Consider the following 14,122-nt stretch of genomic DNA (forward strand, 5'->3'; position numbering starts at 1 on the left):
TTTGAGATTACTGGCAAGTTGCATAGACTTCAACCTACCACTGAACAAACATCCAGCGTTTTTTTATACGCCGATATGGTGATTTCTACCCGCCCGCCTTTAACATTCTCACCCCACTCTATAGCCATGCGCTTTACCTGGTTGTCATCCTCCCAGATACCGGCATAAGTCAAAGCATCAAGAAGTGCCTTGTTGTAATTGTCCAGGTCACGCCGGCGATAGTCTGGCGGATAGAGAATAATTTCTACAGCTGCTGGCGCGGTAGATGGTTTTGGTATTGCACGCAGTTGCTCAATGATCGCTGAACGTACTGCATGTTTGAATTTACGGCCGGCTGCGCTGACAAGGTGTTTACCTTTTGCGGGCCCCTTATTTGGGGACCGCCAGTAGGTGTTCACGCTGGGTGGGAATGGAAGAATAAATTTCATTCTGCCTCCAGCACTATTTTCAACTCAAACGGAACATCTCCTCCGCAATAGCAGAGCGGGCCAAGGTCAGACATGAGGCTCCACAGGGTCATTGACGTATAGCCATTTTCGTCTGTTGCCGGGGGCGAAAAGTCTCCGAAGATCGCCGGGTGCTGGATTCGATTCTCTTCGTGCTGGCTTCTCATGTAACTTAGAGCTTCGGCAGTAAGTTTCACTTTTACGATGCTGTTGAGATTGACCGATATTTCTCTGGCCAACAGCGAAGGGGTGATACTGATACCGCGAGAAACTCCGCGGGTAATCTTGATGGCCCCTTTTCTCTCCAGCGCCTTGAGGTGCGTTGCTGCGGCATTGGGGGACCGGCACCCCAACATGCCGGTCAGTTCGTAAGTGGTCGGAGGGAAACCATGCTTACGTTGGTACTCGATCAGGAGGTTCAGAACCTCCTGCTGCCTGAGAGTTAACTTCATCATGCTGCTCGCTCCTGTTTGTTAACGCACATTTCCGGCAGATTGGCCCTAACCAGCGCCTCAGCAAACGGCGGCGGCACGGCGTTTCCGCAGCGCGCAACTTGCTTTTCCTTCGAATACTTCACGCCGCGGTAGTCCCGGTCGATGATGTACCAGTCCGGGAATCCCTGAGCGCGGTAAAGTTCATGTGGCTGTAGCATTCGCATTCCGATGTCAACAATCCGGTAAACAATGCCCTTAATCGTCACCAGTTCGCTGACGCCAAACGAATTTAGGAACTCTTTGACTTGATCCGCACGGCGCTCATCGTAATCATTAGCCGCCAGCAGCGCGCTAATCTCTCCCACATGCTGACCTCCTGCGGTGATTGTCGGCATCGGTTCATCGGTGCGCTGACCATCACGGCAGGTACCGCGCAGTTTTACCAGGTGCGATGTCACAAGAGCGTGATGATCGACTGTAGTCACTGAGTGAGCTGGCTCATCAAGCCCAACGCCCGGACCGGTGTAGTTCCCGCCATAGTGTTTTGCCAGGAACGCAGTTGTTACGGCAAACTTATTGCCCCCAGCTGTAACAGTACCCAACGGTTTACCAAGATTTAGAACCCGCGGTGATTGCCCCACCCGTTCGCCATACCCCATCTGAATAAGCGTGGCCGTGACTAACTGAGACTTTCCCCCACCCCCAGCGGTAATCGTGGCGCTAGGCTCATCTGCCCGATGGCCAATGCTGGCACCGAACTGGCGGGCGATAACCGGGGCAACTACGCATGCTCGGGATTGCTTTAGGATGGTATGAACTGGTTTGTTGAGTGGGCGCGGTTTAGCTTGGTACTGGCTACCACCATTTCCAGCCATAAACGGTGCCAAAGTAGGTACCGCCAACGCGTAACCATGAGTTTTGGTGATTGTCTGTATTGGCGAATACAACTCCTGTCCACGGAAACAATCATATTTACCGCGTGTCGTGGTATGGTTGCATTTCACGATGAATGGGTTATCGCTATCGACCACAAATCTCTGGATACCCCGAGCTATACGCTTCAACGTGTTAACTGCAAGCGGCTTTTTGCGGTCAAATATCGATGGTGCAGGAATGGACCAGTCGATGCATTCAGCTGCTGTCCGCCATGGCGCCAGTTTACCTGTCAGCACCGAGGCCGATTTAGGATCACCATGCGAAGCCTCAGGCCAGACAATGGGTTTATCGTCGCAACGCATCAACATGAAGAATCGCTTGCGGATCGTCGGTGCACCATAATCACTGGCACGAAGCTCGCGATATTCGACCTTATACCCGAGGCCAGCAATCAGCCGTTTGGCTTGTTTGCTATCCGGCGATATCCCGAGAAATTCGCAACATTCGAACAGCGCCGGGTGATCCTCAGGTATACCAGTAGAAAGCATTCCAACAAATGCCTGGAAGGTTTCACCCGAACGCTCAGGATCAGGACGCATCTCACAAGAGAGTAGCGGGCCCCACGTTTTAAATTCTTCAACATTTTCAAGAGCCATCACGCGAGGACGTACATCCAATCCCCAGCGAACAGATACCCAGGCCAAACCACGGATCTCACGTTTGACGGGCTTGCTGCCGCGGGCCTTTGAATAGTGGGTGCAATCCGGACTAAACCACGCAAACCCAACAGCTTTCCCGCCTGTCGCAGCCAAGGGGTCAACATCAAAAACGTTTTCACAATAATGAAGCGTCTCAGGATGGTTAGTTCGGTGCATGGCCACTGCGTTTTCGTCATGGTTTATCGCAATATCAACGCTACGACCGATCGCCATTTCTATCCCAGTTGATGCACCGCCACCGCCCGCAAAGTTGTCTACGATGAGCTCACGCATGAGCGGTCCCCCTCATGCTGCCGACAAGACCACCAGCAACGGTGATGATTTCGCTGGTGGGCACCCGCTCCAGCCACAACTGGTTAATGTGGGCCTTCAGCTTGTTCTGCTGTGAGAATTCCAGATCCTCTGCGCCTTGTAACTGTTCAAAGACGAGACCAACTTCCAGTGGCCAGATCCGGGATTCAGCCTCAGCTAGTGATGCAACAGCATCGGGGATGATCACTTCAGGAGACTGAACTGGCGAAGCTGGTGACAGGAATTTTCCTGCAGCAAACTCAGCCAAAGCCATACTCGCGCGCCCTTTCGCCTCAAGCTCTATACGATCGATATAGCTAAAGCGCTCCCCACACCATGTCTTATCAAATATCACGATTGCGCCAGCAAAGAAGGCGCTGGTGGGTTTCTGTTTATCATCCGCCGGCATAAACCAGGTCGGGAGATCGAAACCAATACGACCACGGATAAAACAGACATGATCGGCATCTTCTGGCCACCATGTCTCGCTTGTCGCTGACTTCAGCAGGAAAACATAGCGCCCACCCTTTTCTCGCTGCTCAGATGCATAACTCATGATGTGAGTCATGCCGGTGACTGCCTGTTTTTCGTGGTACTGAGAACGGCTATACGGTGGATTACCAAATCCTGCGCCACCAAGTTCTTCAAGGCGAGCGGACCAGTCCTGTGTTAATGCGTTATCTTCAGCGGTATACCATGCGGGGCATTTTGCATTGCTGTCGTCTGCAAACAGGTCCAGTACAAGCGGGCCAAACATAGCGTTAACGCCCCAGAACAGCAGATCAGGGGTACGCCATTGATCCCCGACTTCTTTTAAATAATGCGCACTACGCTGGCGCTGTTCCTCAAGTGCCAGGCAATAAGGGCTGACGGTTTTTGTTAAAGTTTGCTCTTCTGCGGTCATAGCTTCTTGTACTTCCTGACTCATAGTTTTCCCCTGCGCTGATCAGCATCAACAAGTGCTCTCAGTAACCAGTAACGGCGATCAAAGCTGAAAAGGTCATTTCTGAGGAGTGCATATTTTCTGCGAAAAATAACGTCGTGCTGCCACCAGTAACGCCAGTGATGCAAACGCACAAGGCGCCGGAGACTTATCAAAATCTTCTTCAATCGGAGCACAGATCACCTCCGCAGTAGTTTCCGGCCAGATAGCATGACCCGGCGGAATCATTCATGTTTCTGGCGTTTCGAACAGAAGCATTCTTAAGACGCAGGTATCGCTCTCTTGCTTTAGCCTTACAGTTGCTGTCACAAAGTTGCTGCCATACCGTCGCCGCACGGCGGTAATAGCGTTTCTCTTCCAGCTTTTTGGCTGTCGCTTCAAGGGCAAGAATCTCCCCCGAAAGCCCACCAGGCAGGTACTCTTCAATATCGATGGATCCCGCTACGAAGTAGATAAACCCACCAGTAACTTCAACGCTGGCAAGTTTCCCGTCGTAGTACAGGCGATGAACAGCGCTCTTCACTGTTACCGGTTTGGTTTCAGGAAATGCCGCAGTGATATCGCGCAGCATTTTGCCTGGATTCTTCTCAATAAATTCAAAGATCGACTTGGCTATGTTCATCCCCGGAACCCCCGTGGAATCGTGGTTTGTACTGGACTAATTGAATTAACATCCCGCGGTCTGGTTTTGTCCCACGACTCCCTTGGCGGGCGGCCTTTAGCATCCCAACGGATAGCGCTTTGCAGATATCCCTCGAATTTTTTAGGGCCGAAAAGTGTCTCGGGTCGCATGTACTGGTATTGCTCGTCGTTGCCATGCCAGTGCTCATGCTTGACGTCAATTACCAGTTTCAAGTCGCTAACGGTATGACCTTCGCGGAGGCGGGCGCGAATGTTCTCCAGCGAGGTCTTAGATTTCTGGTAACGGGAACCGCTGACCAGATTCAGGTGTGCCAGAACTTCGATCGCGTTATCGGTAATAACAACTTCAGGATCCGGCTTATCGTCGGGTTCCGCAGGAGCCCGACAAGAAGGTTTTTTAGATGACGGATCTAATGACGGATCTAATGACGGATCGCCTTCAACCATTGAGGGGTCCTCCCGCAATATTTGAGGGGGTACAGACCCATTATTTGAGGCATCAGAATTTGACCCCTCAAATTTTGAACCCTCAAATTCTGAGGCATCAAATTTTGATTGTTCACGTGGCGTTGCGTAGAAGATTTTTGCTTCAGCTGCTGCACGTTCCAGCATGTCCACATTGAGTTTATAAACGTTCGAATTATTCTTTCCGCCCACGCGCCGTTCCTGCTTCTTCAGCCAGCCTTTAGCCTGAAGCTTTTTGATAGCGCTGCGGACAGTATTCTCGCTCTTGGCGCCGATCTGTCGCTGAATAGTGGTTACCGCTGGCCATGACACACCTTCGTCATTACTGAAATCTGCCAGGCGAGCCATGACCGCTATTTCTGAGATTATCAGCCCTTTGAAAGCGCATGCTTCCCATACGAGGCCGTGTAATTTACTGCTCATGGCTGCCCTCTACTTCCCTGAACTTGCGTTGAAACTGATCGAGTGGGCTAAAGCACTCGTGGGAATAGCCTTCCCGCAGGTAGATGACGCGACGTGTCTCAGGCTCCCAGCGGATAACTCTGACTGGATTGCCATAATGGTCTTTGAACTTCCGGTTAACTTCTCGCATAACGCTTTAGCCCTCCGGTTAAAGACCCCCACAACTCCGCGTGCCCGACTGTGGTTACACTCGACCCATTTACCGCATACCATGCGCTCATACCGAAACGACGAAACGCCCGGGATCGGGTACATCCGTAGTTGCGGTAATTGAAGATTTACGATTAAATTGCTCATGCGGATTATTTCTCCATACACAAAGATTTATTCGCCACGACGCCCGGAGCTGCACACTCGCGGGCGTCACTCTTTTCTGGAGTACAAAAAACGCGAAACAGAAGCGCTACATGCTCCTGGAACTTTGCCATCACCTGATAGCTGTTCTGCTCAATCTGAGCCTTTTCATCGGCATCAATAACGCCATCAGCAGTTGCTTTACGAATGAAGCTGGAGTGTTTTCCAATCCACTCAATCGACTCCATAAGCCGTTGATTAATGTCGCAATTGTCCACGTCTTCTACTTCAGCAAGCGGAACAAAGACGCCGTTGGAGTGGCGTGCGATAGCATTAGCTATATGATTTGTGCTCGCTGCACGTTGGAGTACCATTGCCCAACCGAGCGGGAATATCTGATCCCCTTCTGCGCGAAGGCGGTTAAAGAGCGCGTTTTCTGTAACGCCTAACCATTCAGCAGCTTCTGCATAACCCCCATCCAGTTCGGTGATAGTCTTTTTAATCGCGGCCACCAGCCACGCCGGTTGCTTCTCTACTTTCCATTCAGGTTCTATACCCACGGCTTACCCCCTGCGTCTGTGGTTACTGCTGAGTCGTTGGATTGATATTCTTGTGATAGAGGGAAGCGTCGTACTTCAGCCTTCCATCTGTGAGCCGCTCAATGTAGAGCGCTTGTTTTTCGGGGATAACATCTCCCCACTGGCATACAGCACTATGGGTCACTCCCAGAGCTGTAGCGGTTTTAGATATACCGCCATAGAACGTGACGACTTTAGCTTTCAACATGGATTACCTCCCCTATAAAGTTAGCATACTTACATGCTATATCGACAGCATACTTACGTCAATAAAATGTAAGATTGCTAACGTGTAATCCGGAGGAGATTTTATGGATACCGTTGGCAGCAGATTAAGATTTAGACGTAAGCAGAAAAAACTTACGCAACGTGATGTTGCTGAGTGGGCCGGCGTCAGCGCGTCTGCGGTTACACAATGGGAAAATGATTCCACCAAGTTATCAGGCGAGAATCTTGTATTGGCATGTCAGTGCCTGAGATGTTCTCCCGAATGGCTTATCTTCGGTACAGGCGATATCGAGAACGGTATCAACATTAACCTGATATCTGTTAGAGAAGTGCCTGTTATATCTTGGGTACAGGCAGGTAACTGGACCGAGGTTATTGGCGACCCAGCTAACGAACTGGTTAAAACTACAAAGAAGCTATCTGAATCAGCTTTTGCATTACGTGTTAAAGGTCACTCGATGACTTCGAGCCAAGAGCTTAGCATTCCTGATGGTTCGGTTGTCATTGTCGAGCCAGAATACGGTTTTGTTGATGAGGCAAATGGCAAAATTGTGATAGCCCAAACCGTTACTGGTGGTGAAGCGACCATTAAAAAGCTCGCCATAGACCCTCCATTTTCCTATCTCATACCTCTAAACCCGGCGTTTAAGCCTATAGAGGTGAACCAAGATACAAAACTGATCGGTATAGTTAAGCAAATAATCATCGATCTCTAAGCCCCAGAACCCGCATCCGCGGGTTTTTTATTACCCCGCCACAAAAAGTAAGCTCTCTTACATTTTCCTCTTGACTTAAAATGTAAGTATTCTAATATTACATTCATCAGCACACTTACTTTACGGTGAGAGGCAACCAAGATGAATTCAGCACAACGCCGCAAGGCATACCGCAAGCTACCAAAAGCAGGAGGAATTGTAATTTTACGCGGCGTCCCTCGTTTAGTTCTGGGGCTGTGTACATTCAATAGCTTTACTGGCGAAGAACGTAGCAAACCATCAGTAAACCGTATCAGAGTTCAAATGTCAGGCGGCTCAACGGCAGCCCCTCTGGTGCGTAATTTGAAGTTTTGATTTGAAACAGGTGTCTTCGGGAGGGGTTGCGGAGCTGGATTGACCACCAGCAACAGAAACTCACCCGACATACAGCAGCCGTTTAACCCACGGCGTCGGGGGTCCAGTAGACCTGGATTAATACTGTAGGGGTTGTGCCGGTTGGTCGCCGGCGCCCCGCCCGAAGATTCCTGATCGAACATGGCGAAAGCCGACAGCGTTGAAGGCGATTTTCTCGGTTTGCGCGCTAAACAATAGCGGGGGTGAAATCGGGGCGGAGAAGCAGAATCCGCGATGTCGGGACTTGATACTTCCGGCCAGACCAACAAGCCGAATGATCGCGTAACGGTCCTTTGCATCTGCCCCGGCGAGGTGGCGCCGCCGGACCGGGGTAGATGAATCGTAATCACCGTGGTGAATGCACAGGCTGATGTGCAGCGGACATTTAATCCGCGCGGGATATTGGCACAACCAAACCGAATGCTGGAGATCAGTACCGGCCACCACAACACAACTGAAAGCGCATTCCATCTTCATCCGTCGTGGGGACTGGTTTGTAACTGAAGGAGTGCGCTTCCAGTTGTGAACGGCAATATTCACGACCGTTGTATGGCACATGCAGCGTTAGCAGCCCGGATGGTTCCCTTGAAGTTCCATGCGCTATCCGGACAACTGGAATATGCAAGCCAAGTGTTTCAGGCACGACGTGCGCCCCACCAGCGCGGCGAAATGGTGTGACGCCCGGGAAGAGTCCGGGACATAACGATGAGGGCATTGACGAGCAAGGCACAGAGTCTGGTTCGATTCCAGACGCCAGGATAGTTCTATATCTGGTGATGGGCAGGGAAAAGGTCCGTTCGATTCGGACACCGGCAGTGCTCTCTTCGTTGTGGTAATTGCGGCTATGCGCACGTGACGAGCCAAACCCGTTCAATGAATGCGCTTCCGGGCAGTGTACGTCGCCGGTTATGGCTTAACCCGGCAGGTGGAGGCACCACCGCCACAACCTAGTTAACTGTGCTGTGTGTAGTCTTGGCGGTTATCCAGTTTTCCACTATCCAAAGGAGGAAGAGGATAACGTTCTGATGGATAACCGCCCTTTTTACACAATACACAAGAGCATCACCGGGCGGCGTCCTAACCGCAGGTGCTCTTCTGTGTTGTGTACGGAGAAATTCCCGGCGGTGGCAGCCGCCTTTCATGAGGGTAAAAACCATGAGTAATGATCGCATGACAGTCGTGCCCGATTTCCTGGGCGAACTGGACGCCGGCGTATTCATGAACAAGATTGCGGCGGCTCTTAATACCACCGCGCTCGGCGTTCTGAACAACGGCAACAAAGGAAAGGTAGTCCTCACCTTTGATTTTGAGCGTATGGGCAACTCTGTTGAAGAGAAGCGCGTCAAGATTAAGCACAAGCTGAACTACAGCACCCCAACGCCCCGCGGCAAAGCGTCGGAAGAGGACACCACCGAAACACCAATGTGGGTTAACAAAGGCGGCAAGCTCACCATCCTGCAGGAAGATCAGGGGCAACTCTTCGGTATCACCGGCACGGTGGACGGAAAGCTTAAAGCGGCTCAGTGATCCGCCCGCACAAATTCACTGATACCACTTCGCTAATCAGTTAATAAGGAATTTTTTTATGTCTCAGTTAGACAGCGGTACTTTTCAGCAGGTTAAAGATCTGGTGCTTTCCGGTTATCACCTGAACGATATCCCCAGCCTGGCCTGTCCGACCGCCCTGCTACCGCAGAATACCAGCATTGAAAGCCTGGAGCGTTTTGCTCTTGAGCGTTTCCGTTTCCGCGGTGCCATGGACACGACTAGCATTGATGATTTCGTTCGCTATTCTGTCGCTTATGCCCAGGAAGAAGAAAAAGCACGTTGCTTTATTGATGCCGATAACATGCTGGCTCGTTCAATCTTCAACATCGGTACGCTGGATAATCCCGGCCACGCTGATAACGTCGCCTCGATCAAGCTAAAGAAAACAGCGCCCTTCCGCGCGTTACTGGCGATCAACGGCGATCACCTTAATCAGAAGCAAATCGCCGAATGGCTTGAAGACTGGAGCGACTATCTCACTGCGTTCGATGCTGACGGTAATACGATGAAAATCGCCCAGGCCGCTCAGGCAGTTCGCCGCGTCACCATCCAGCAAACTAATGCCTCCGACCATGAAGATGGTGATTTCAGTGGCAAAAAATCGCTGATGCAGAGTATTGAAGCCAGCAGTAAAGAGGTTATGCCGGTAGCGTTTGAGTTTAAGTGTGTACCCTATGAAGGCCTGGGCGAACGTCGTTTCAGTCTGCGCAACAGTCTGCTGAAAAGTAATGACCCGGTATTCGTCCTGCGTATCGTCCAGCTGGAAGCCCAGGAAGAAGCGATCGCCAATGAGTTCCGTGATCTGCTGGTTGGCAAGTTCGCCGGCAAGCCGGTAGAAACCTTTATCGGCAACTTCAAGGCCTGATTGCTCTCCATTAAATCCCCGTCGTTGCGGGGATTTATTAAAGCGTAATCCTGCAATTAATCGCCACCTGGCGAGGGATTCCTACACCCAAAAATCAGCGCTGTGCAGAGCGCAATTAAATGGAGAAATACGATGAGCTTTATTCAAACGTTCACAGGCAAGCACTTTAACTATCTCGATATCCAGCTGGATGCCATTGAGATCGAAGATATCGCTAACGCGCTCTCGAATATTTGCCGCTTTGCTGGCCATCTTCCGGAGTTCTACAGCGTCGGTCAGCACAGCGTGTTAACCAGTCACCTGGTACCACAGGAGTTTGCACTTGAAGCACTGCTGCACGATGCCGCAGAGGCTTATTTGCAGGATATTCCAGCACCGCTTAAACGCCTGCTCCCGGACTACCGCGCCATTGAGGATCGGGTTGATGCTGCTATCCGTCAAAAATTTGGCCTGCCATCTGAGCAGCACCCGACCGTGAAGTATGCCGACCTTGTGATGCTGGCCAGCGAACGTCGCGACTTTGAAATCGACGACGGCACCCACTGGCCGATGCTCGAAGGCATTATTCCTACCGACCAATTTGTGATTAATCCCGTCCGACCTGGTCAGTCTTACGGCATGTTCATGAACCGCTTTAACCAACTGATGGAGCGGCGCTAATGGCACATGTGAAAGTGAAAGAATTGGTTGCTGCAGCATACGCTGCAGCACCTGACCTACCACCAGCAGCAGCACAATTAATGCAAGACATAGCGTCAAGGCTGGATGTGACCTTTGTCGCCCTTACAGAGGCAATGGACCAGAACACCGCTATGGCCGCGATGATAGCGAACCTGAGCGAGGAAAACAGAAATGGCTAAAAACTCGATCGATGCTTATGGCGCCAGCGGCAAGACAAACGTTCTGATGTTCGAGCCGGAAAATCTGCATATTGTCACTGACAAGGCCCACCCGCTTTACGATGAGCGAGTCAATCTGCCGATCGATGAAGGGATGGTGCTGAATATCAAGGAGCTGGGTGTTCTTGAGCCGATTATTGTCTGGAAAGACCCTGAAAAGGGGCTCACCTGTGTGGTTGTCGGTCGCCAGCGCGTTAAACATACGCTGGAAGCCAATAAGCTCCTGCTGAAAGAAGGCAAAACTCCGCTGCTTGTTCCTGGAGTCGTTAAGCGTGGGTCTGCAAACCAAATGGCCAAATATATGGTCAGCGAAAACGAAATCCGCCGACCTGATACGCCATTAGGTCGAGCTAAGAAAATGTCAGACGCGCTGGATCGTGGTCATGACGAGGACGACCTTGCGGTGTTGTTTGGCTGTAGCGTTCAGACTGTCCGTGCAACGCTGTCACTACTCGATGCTACCCAGGCTGTTCGGGAAGCGGTGGAGTCTGGCACAGTTACCGTTACCCAGGCGCGTCAGCTTGGCGCGCTCCCACCTGAAGAGCAGCGGGCAAAAGTGGCAGAAATCGAGCTGGCGACAGCTGGTACCAAAGGCCATGAAAAATCCCGTCGGCAGCGTCAGGTTCTCGGTGAGGCAAAGCCGCGCATCAAATCGCGTAAGGAAATCACTAAAGCCCTTGAAGATGCCAGCGGCGAATATGCCGAGGCTCTGCTCTGGGTACTTGGGGAGGCGAAATGAACTTTGAACCTGAAAATTACAGCCGGCGCGCCCTTCTCTGGTTTGCTGCACTGGTCAGTGTTGCCGGGTGGGTTGCAGTAGTCGCTGTAATCTGGGGCGTATGCATGATGATCGAATGGGTGACGGCATGAACATCTCAACAGTAAACGAGCTCATTCAGTCGCTTGAGTCGGCGGGCGAGCTGTCAATCAAAGAGCAGAAGTATCTGGAGCTGGCGAAAGCTTACCAGCAGCTGGCTGCGGAGAATGTAGTCAGGCAGGAATTCGTCAAAATCTGTTTCCGCGCAGCAGCAGACGGCGCATCGCTGGATGGCTCAGATATTCAGGAGATAGGTGAGCGCCTCGGGCTGTTTGGTCGCGAAACTTACCAGCCTGTGCTGCATGGGTATATCTGTGGTCATGAGGCTGGCGAAGATAGCGTGTATGTGATGAAAAGCGCTCCCGCCACCGATCGCATCTTGGCGGCCGCCGAGGCGCGCGGGGTAGAGAAGTTCGCGGCAGAGCAGCGAGGCGTAGCGGAGCGTTTGAAAAAACGCGGAGGTGATGTGGTGATGAGCAGTATTAAATTCTGTTTAGAAAGTGCAGAAGAGGCTGAAGTTTTCGCCCAGCAGCTGCGCGAGGGGGCCAAATGAGCAAGATTCAAAAACCTACCGTCCCTGATTGGATGCGGCCAACGGCTCCGCTCACTGATGCGCAGCGCGAGGAGCTACGGCAAGCCATCCGTGCGTATATCCGTCGCCGGAAAGACGAGGAGCGTGCAGCATGACTGATATCACCGAACTGACACCAGAAGCCGCCCGCGAGTCGGGGAGTATTTTGATTATTGTCGCAGCCCGGATGGCGCGTCGTGAGTTTTTTACACCACTGCATGCTCTCTGTGAATCCGGTCAGCGTGTCGTTAGCACCAGAGCGTTGTGTGATGCTGTAGAGCGCGCAGAAGAGCATATGGTCAGCCAAGTTTCGAAAATTGTTGATGGTCACGACAGGTTGACCAAAAAACTGAAAGAGGCTGAATCCCGAAATGCTGAGCTGATAGAGGCGCTGGAGAAGGCGCAGCGTAAAGCAAATATCTTCGACCTTTTCCCGGACGATTACGTTATCACTAACGGACCGATGGAATTGATCGAAAAGCAGGCTAAACGCATCGCCGAGCTGGAAGACGCAGAGCAAAAACTCTGTGCTGCTAACGTGACTCTTGATGCTCGCGCGGAATTGGCTGAGCGCCGGTTGGCAGAGATGGAGTCCCGTACCGTCACCATTGAGCCATTCCGCTCGTTTGTCACTGATGCCGACTTAGCAGCGCTCCACCGCTTCGCCGAATGCTGTGATGACCCTGAATCTGGCGGCCACGATTTGGATAAGGAACAGGTGCGGCGGCTCGAGGCAATCGGAGCATTGCAGCGCTCGGGGCGAATTAGCTACATCACGTGCTTTGGTGATGTCCTGATTTCGATTACCAATGGCATTAAGTGGGAGACTGAGTAGATGCGCGAAATCGGAATGCAAATTACTGCTGCGAGAGCTGCTGCAGTAATACACGAAACATTCGGACATCTGGATGCGAAGCCGGGAGAGCGGCATAAAGGCTGGTTCGTTTTTATCAACGGTCAGCATGGCGATATGGACGTGGTGTACAGCGACTTTTCAACGTTCGGTGAAGGCCCTGGATATTTCACTGACAGAGAGGACTTCATCTGGGAGTTAATTCGTGATGATGGTCCGTGCGCTGCTGTCGGCATCTACAGGTTTGATGGTGAATATCGCCTTCCCAAAAGAAAAGGTCCGGCCCGTTTCGTTGGCAAAACTACCTGCATTCAGACATTCGGGGAAGCTGAGTGATGGCTCTGACCAAAGAACAGCGCGCAGAGCTGCGCATGAAATTTGGCGGCCGCTGCGCTTACTGTGGCTGTGAGCTTGGCGATAAATGGCACGCTGACCACGTCGAAGCGGTACGAAGAAATATCAGTAACGGCTACGCAATGGACAGGCCTGAAAACGATACAGTCAGCAACATGGTTCCGGCATGCATCCCCTGCAACCTGTTCAAAATGTGCAGCACCGTTGAGGATTTTCGCAAGCGTATTGCTACCCAGGTCGACGTGACTCGCCGGGCATCGAGAAGCTACCGCACAGCTGAATCATTCGGCCTGGTTCAACCAACTAACGCGCCGGTAGTGTTCTGGTTTGAAAAATATCAGGCAGAAGGAGCCAGCCAATGACCAAATATGAATTACTTGACTCAAAAATAATGAACAAAATTGGTGGTCATCCAACGCCATTTTCCAAGCTTTACGTCAGAGATGTAGCAGAAGAATGCAGCCGCATTGCGAAGGATGAGAGTAAACCAGAACCCTTTCGCATTCTCGATCGCCGACTCCAGGCACTACGTAAAGCTGGAAAAATCCGCAGCACAACGAAGGGATGGGTGAGGGCTAACAAATGACCAGCAAATTAACCAGAGAGCAATTGCTTGAACGTGCTCGTGAAAACGTCAAAGCGCTGAAAATGGCGTCACGGCAGACAGCATTCGAAAGCGCGCGAGAAGAAATATTGGCTGACCTGCAGCTTGCTGAACTGGCGCTGTC

The 14,122-nt window shown here is 51.6% G+C and carries 22 protein-coding genes; 13 read left to right on the forward strand and 9 right to left on the reverse strand.

Going from position 1 to position 14,122, the window contains the following annotated elements; all coding sequences use genetic code 11:
* Positions 1 to 29: 29 nt before the first annotated feature.
* From ABLU67_RS01305 to ABLU67_RS01345, 9 genes are all read right to left on the reverse strand, one after another.
* Positions 30 to 428: a RusA family crossover junction endodeoxyribonuclease gene (locus ABLU67_RS01305; RefSeq protein ID WP_128334829.1), complete on the reverse strand. Its 399-nt coding sequence runs from the start codon at positions 426 to 428 to the stop codon at positions 30 to 32.
* The gene (locus ABLU67_RS01310; RefSeq protein WP_348852113.1) at positions 425 to 901 is read right to left on the reverse strand and encodes an SOS-response repressor and protease LexA; all 477 of its coding nucleotides are present in this window, start codon (positions 899 to 901) and stop codon (positions 425 to 427) included. The genes ABLU67_RS01305 and ABLU67_RS01310 overlap by 4 nt, the downstream gene beginning before the upstream one ends.
* The gene (locus ABLU67_RS01315; protein WP_015370239.1) at positions 898 to 2,748 is read right to left on the reverse strand and encodes a DNA cytosine methyltransferase; all 1,851 of its coding nucleotides are present in this window, start codon (positions 2,746 to 2,748) and stop codon (positions 898 to 900) included. The genes ABLU67_RS01310 and ABLU67_RS01315 overlap by 4 nt, the downstream gene beginning before the upstream one ends.
* A complete protein-coding gene (locus ABLU67_RS01320) occupies positions 2,741 to 3,694 on the reverse strand; it encodes a phage N-6-adenine-methyltransferase (RefSeq protein ID WP_348852114.1) in 954 nt (317 codons plus the stop codon). The genes ABLU67_RS01315 and ABLU67_RS01320 overlap by 8 nt, the downstream gene beginning before the upstream one ends.
* Positions 3,695 to 3,872: 178 nt before the next feature.
* A complete protein-coding gene (locus ABLU67_RS01325; RefSeq protein WP_281120124.1) occupies positions 3,873 to 4,331 on the reverse strand; it encodes a hypothetical protein in 459 nt (152 codons plus the stop codon).
* Positions 4,328 to 5,239, reverse strand: coding sequence for a conserved phage C-terminal domain-containing protein (locus ABLU67_RS01330; RefSeq protein WP_049106564.1), 912 nt, complete (start codon positions 5,237 to 5,239; stop codon positions 4,328 to 4,330). The genes ABLU67_RS01325 and ABLU67_RS01330 overlap by 4 nt, the downstream gene beginning before the upstream one ends.
* On the reverse strand, positions 5,229 to 5,408 hold the full coding sequence (locus tag ABLU67_RS01335; protein WP_064349867.1) for a DUF4222 domain-containing protein: 180 nt from the start codon (positions 5,406 to 5,408) through the stop codon (positions 5,229 to 5,231). Before ABLU67_RS01335 ends, ABLU67_RS01330 begins: the two co-directional genes overlap by 11 nt.
* Positions 5,409 to 5,580: 172 nt before the next feature.
* Complete coding sequence (locus tag ABLU67_RS01340) at positions 5,581 to 6,132, reverse strand: YmfL family putative regulatory protein (RefSeq protein WP_348852115.1); 552 nt, start codon at positions 6,130 to 6,132, stop codon at positions 5,581 to 5,583.
* 22 nt (positions 6,133 to 6,154) lie between these two features.
* Positions 6,155 to 6,358, reverse strand: coding sequence for a Cro/CI family transcriptional regulator (locus ABLU67_RS01345; protein ID WP_047683642.1), 204 nt, complete (start codon positions 6,356 to 6,358; stop codon positions 6,155 to 6,157).
* 103 nt (positions 6,359 to 6,461) lie between these two features.
* Here ABLU67_RS01345 and ABLU67_RS01350 point away from each other — a divergent pair, with 103 nt between their 5' ends.
* From ABLU67_RS01350 to ABLU67_RS01410, 13 genes are all read left to right on the forward strand, one after another.
* Positions 6,462 to 7,094, forward strand: coding sequence for a S24 family peptidase (locus tag ABLU67_RS01350; RefSeq protein WP_047683645.1), 633 nt, complete (start codon positions 6,462 to 6,464; stop codon positions 7,092 to 7,094).
* 141 nt (positions 7,095 to 7,235) lie between these two features.
* Positions 7,236 to 7,448, forward strand: coding sequence for a hypothetical protein (locus ABLU67_RS01355; protein ID WP_148675907.1), 213 nt, complete (start codon positions 7,236 to 7,238; stop codon positions 7,446 to 7,448).
* 1,194 nt (positions 7,449 to 8,642) lie between these two features.
* On the forward strand, positions 8,643 to 9,014 hold the full coding sequence (locus ABLU67_RS01360) for a hypothetical protein (protein ID WP_004123001.1): 372 nt from the start codon (positions 8,643 to 8,645) through the stop codon (positions 9,012 to 9,014).
* 58 nt (positions 9,015 to 9,072) lie between these two features.
* The gene (locus ABLU67_RS01365) at positions 9,073 to 9,900 is read left to right on the forward strand and encodes a DUF2303 family protein (protein WP_348852116.1); all 828 of its coding nucleotides are present in this window, start codon (positions 9,073 to 9,075) and stop codon (positions 9,898 to 9,900) included.
* Positions 9,901 to 10,032: 132 nt separating this feature from the next.
* A complete protein-coding gene (locus ABLU67_RS01370) occupies positions 10,033 to 10,560 on the forward strand; it encodes an HD family hydrolase (RefSeq protein ID WP_128334824.1) in 528 nt (175 codons plus the stop codon).
* The gene (locus tag ABLU67_RS01375) at positions 10,560 to 10,760 is read left to right on the forward strand and encodes a hypothetical protein (RefSeq protein WP_047683655.1); all 201 of its coding nucleotides are present in this window, start codon (positions 10,560 to 10,562) and stop codon (positions 10,758 to 10,760) included. The genes ABLU67_RS01370 and ABLU67_RS01375 overlap by 1 nt, the downstream gene beginning before the upstream one ends.
* On the forward strand, positions 10,753 to 11,538 hold the full coding sequence (locus ABLU67_RS01380) for a ParB/RepB/Spo0J family partition protein (protein WP_080528343.1): 786 nt from the start codon (positions 10,753 to 10,755) through the stop codon (positions 11,536 to 11,538). Before ABLU67_RS01375 ends, ABLU67_RS01380 begins: the two co-directional genes overlap by 8 nt.
* Complete coding sequence (locus ABLU67_RS01385; protein ID WP_260456444.1) at positions 11,535 to 11,669, forward strand: hypothetical protein; 135 nt, start codon at positions 11,535 to 11,537, stop codon at positions 11,667 to 11,669. Before ABLU67_RS01380 ends, ABLU67_RS01385 begins: the two co-directional genes overlap by 4 nt.
* Positions 11,654 to 12,169, forward strand: coding sequence for a hypothetical protein (locus ABLU67_RS01390; protein WP_348852117.1), 516 nt, complete (start codon positions 11,654 to 11,656; stop codon positions 12,167 to 12,169). Before ABLU67_RS01385 ends, ABLU67_RS01390 begins: the two co-directional genes overlap by 16 nt.
* Before the next feature lie 130 nt (positions 12,170 to 12,299).
* A complete protein-coding gene (locus ABLU67_RS01395; protein WP_348852118.1) occupies positions 12,300 to 13,022 on the forward strand; it encodes a hypothetical protein in 723 nt (240 codons plus the stop codon).
* Positions 13,023 to 13,376: a hypothetical protein gene (locus ABLU67_RS01400; protein WP_348852119.1), complete on the forward strand. Its 354-nt coding sequence runs from the start codon at positions 13,023 to 13,025 to the stop codon at positions 13,374 to 13,376. It abuts the gene before it with no gap.
* Positions 13,376 to 13,756, forward strand: coding sequence for an HNH endonuclease (locus ABLU67_RS01405; RefSeq protein ID WP_348852120.1), 381 nt, complete (start codon positions 13,376 to 13,378; stop codon positions 13,754 to 13,756). Before ABLU67_RS01400 ends, ABLU67_RS01405 begins: the two co-directional genes overlap by 1 nt.
* The gene (locus ABLU67_RS01410; RefSeq protein ID WP_348852121.1) at positions 13,753 to 13,980 is read left to right on the forward strand and encodes a hypothetical protein; all 228 of its coding nucleotides are present in this window, start codon (positions 13,753 to 13,755) and stop codon (positions 13,978 to 13,980) included. The genes ABLU67_RS01405 and ABLU67_RS01410 overlap by 4 nt, the downstream gene beginning before the upstream one ends.
* The last annotated feature ends 142 nt before the right edge of the window (positions 13,981 to 14,122 follow it).

This window comes from Klebsiella sp. GN_Kp190, assembly GCF_040061795.1.
Classification (GTDB): domain Bacteria; phylum Pseudomonadota; class Gammaproteobacteria; order Enterobacterales; family Enterobacteriaceae; genus Klebsiella; species Klebsiella michiganensis.